The sequence below is a fragment of the Silanimonas sp. genome (genome assembly GCF_027531545.1).
In the GTDB taxonomy this organism is placed as follows: domain Bacteria; phylum Pseudomonadota; class Gammaproteobacteria; order Xanthomonadales; family Xanthomonadaceae; genus Silanimonas.
This window is the reverse complement of record NZ_JAPZSC010000047.1, coordinates 1-3,176: the sequence shown is the minus strand read 5'-3', so window position 1 is coordinate 3,176 and position 3,176 is coordinate 1. Positions and strand designations below refer to the sequence as shown.

Here is a 3,176-nt window from a genome sequence, read left to right as displayed (position 1 = left end):
GGGGTAATCGTATCTTTCCAGCAAATTGACACGGTTGGCGCTGACTAGTCCATCGCGTGCCCGAGCCGGCCACCGGGCAGGTAGGGATTCGCGCCGCGCTCGACGCAGGTAGATTGGCGGTTTCGACTGCCCGAAGGGTGTCACCGTGTCCTTCGCCAAGCGCTTCATTGGCGCGGAGAGCCTGCCCACGAGGCTGTCGGAGTTCGACGTCCAGCAATCGTTCTGCCTGAGTGCAGACGACATCGCCTCGGTCGCCGAGCGGTTCCGGCACGATCGCCGGGTCGCGGTAGCCATCCAGATGCTGTTCCTGCGGGCCAGCGGCCGCCCCATGGACCGGTTCGCGTCGGTGCCCAAGACCCTGCTGCGTGCCGTCTGTGAGGCGTTTCAAACCCCTGCCGTCAGCATCGCCAGTCTGCGGTCCCTCTACGCTCGCCGCCAGACGCTGTATGAACACCAAGCATGGGCTCGCACCTACCTCGGCCTGCAGGACCTGGATGCGGCCGGTGTCGACCAACTTCAAAAGGTTCTGGCAATCTCCGCGCTCGAGGCCGCGCATCCCGACGATCTCGCCGAAACCGCCCGCATGTGGCTGTACGAACGGCGCATCGTCATTCCTGGGCCGCGCCGCCTTGCAGACTTGGCGCGCGAGGCCTTCGACGCCACCGAGGCGGCCATGGCAGCCACGATCGAGGCCGGCGTCGGCAAGGCAGCCCTCCTCAAGGCCATCGACTGGTGCTATGCAACGCAGTCCGGAGGCGTAGGCACCCGGCTTGAATGGCTCAAGACGCCACCCAAGCGGCACTCTCCTGGCACGATGGCTGAAACGCTGGAGAAGATGCGGGCGTTGAAGGAACTGGGCGTGCACGCCTGGCCCCTGGACGCCGTGGCCCTGAGCAAGCAGCAGGCCTACGCCGCCCACGTCCAGATGCGGCGTCCGTCGATGACCGCACGCATAGAGCGGCAGCGCCAGACCGTCGAGATCACCTGCTTCCTGCGCGTCACACTGTTGGAGCTGACCGACATGGCGCTGTTGCAGGCTTCGCGCCGCAGCCAAGACCTGTTCCGTCGCGCCGCCGAGCGTGTCGAGAAGGGACGCTCGCGCAGCGGCGGCGTGACGCTGCAGCAGGCCCTCAAAGCCAAGTCGGTGCTCCACGACGAGTCCAAGCCGTGGCGCGATCGCGTGCTCGAAGCCCGCGCCTTGCTCCACGACATCGGCGAAGCTGGCACAAGCTCTTTCGCGTCCCAGGTTCGTAGGGCGCTGGCCGAGGACAACCGGCGCGTTCATGCCCACCTGGCGGGCCTTCGCGACATCGAGTTTGCCGGCGCGTCGGGCGACCCCGGCCACGACCAATGGCAGGCCTGGCAGCGTCTGCAAGCTCTCGGCACCAAGGAGATCCCGCAGGACTTCGAGCTGCCGCCGGTGGGCGCCGCATGGAACACGATCGTCAGCGACCTGGATCCTCAGTCTCGGTACCGGGCATTCGAGGCCAGCACGATGATGGCGCTGCGCAAGAGCCTGCGGCGCGGCAGCGCGTGGGTGAACCACTCGATCAGTTTCCGCGCCCGCGAGTCGATGCTGCTGGCAGGTGCCGACTGGAGCCGCACGAAGGAACTGCACCACCAGATTCTCGGCCTGCCCGACCAGGCCATGGCGTTTTTGGAGCCAATCCTGGCGGGCGTGTCGGTCGGCCTGACGGCCTTGGCTGAGGCCGCCGGTCGCGGGCAGATCGAGATCGGCGCAGACAAGCTCCTGCACTTGCCGCCGATCCGACCGTTGGACGAGGAAGTGGAACCACGCAAGACCCGGGAGGCTGTCTTCAAGCACATCGGCTCCGTCCAGTTGCCAGACCTGCTGCTGGAAGTCGACGCCGCCACCCACTTCAGCGAGGCGCTGCTGGCCCGCCGTCCGTCGTCGAGTAACGAGCTGCTGGTCATCTACGGCGCGCTCCTGGCCCATGGCACCGATCTCGACGCCAAGGGCGTGGGCTCGATGATCCCCGGCATCGACGCGGCGCGCATCTCCACGGCGATGCGAGCCGTCGAGCTGAGCGGCCGGCTGCGCCGGGCCAACGAACGCGTGTCGGAGTACCAGAACGCGCTGCCGATCGCGGCGCTCTGGGGCGACGGCACCAAGGGCTCTGCCGACATGATGGCCATGGACGCCAGCCGCCACCTGTGGACGGCCCGGCTGGACCCGCGCCGGCGCACCTATGCCGCGGGGCTGTACACCCACGTTCGCGACCGCTGGGGCTTGTTCTACGACCAACCCGTCGTGCTCAACGAGCGGCAGGCAGGCGTGGCCGTCGAAGGCGTCGAGCAGCACAACCGTGCCGAAGACCGGATTCGCATCTCTCTGCTGGCCGTTGATACCCACGGCGTCACGAACGTGGCGATGGCCATCGCCAAGCTTTTGGGTTTTGACCTGTGCCCGCGCCTGCGCGATCTGCGTGAGCGAAAGCTCTTCGTGCCCAGGGGCTGGCCGGTGCCGGAAAGCCTGGAGGGTGTCACCCTGCGCCGGGTGTCGGTCAAGGCGATCGAGCGCGGCTGGGACGACCTGGTGCGCCTGGCGGCGTCGATCCGGGCGGGCAAGGTGTCTGCCGCGCATGCCATCCACCGGCTGGGGTCAGCAGCGGTCGGCGACCCGCTGCACCGCGCTGCAGAACACCTTGGGCGCCTGCTGCGAACGCTGTTTCTGTGCGACTACCTGGCCATCCCAGACTATCGGCGCGAGATACACACCCTGCTCAACCGGGGCGAGTCGGTGCATCAGCTGCAGCGTGCCATTCATGGCGGCCAGGTGGCCCCTGAGCGTGGCCGCCGGCGGCAGGAGATGGCGGCCATCTCGGGCGCACACGCGCTGTTGACGAACATTGTGCTGGCGTGGAACACGAATCGCATGGACACCGTGGTGGCGCGGCTCAACCGGGATGGTGTCGGCATCGAGGAGGACTGGCTGCGGCGGATTGGCCCGGCGCACTTCTCGCACATCAACTTTCGTGGGACGTTTCGGTTCAACGTCGAGCGGTACGCGGACGTGCTGGTGGAGCGCGCCGCCGGGCTTGGCGCGGCCAAGCCTGGCCGGTGAGGCCCGCGGCCGCATCCCGGAGGCCAGGGTGTCGGCGATGAGACGGTCAGCTGACCTTCAGCGGCGACTGGTGACGGACGGCCAACGACCC

The 3,176-nt window shown here is 67.7% G+C and carries 1 protein-coding gene; it reads left to right on the top strand.

All coding sequences use genetic code 11. From position 1 onward, the window contains the following. Nucleotides 1-145 precede the first annotated feature (145 nt). On the top strand, nt 146-3,085 hold the full coding sequence (locus O9280_RS15525; protein WP_298344789.1) for a Tn3 family transposase: 2,940 nt from the start codon (nt 146-148) through the stop codon (nt 3,083-3,085). Nucleotides 3,086-3,176 lie beyond the last annotated feature (91 nt).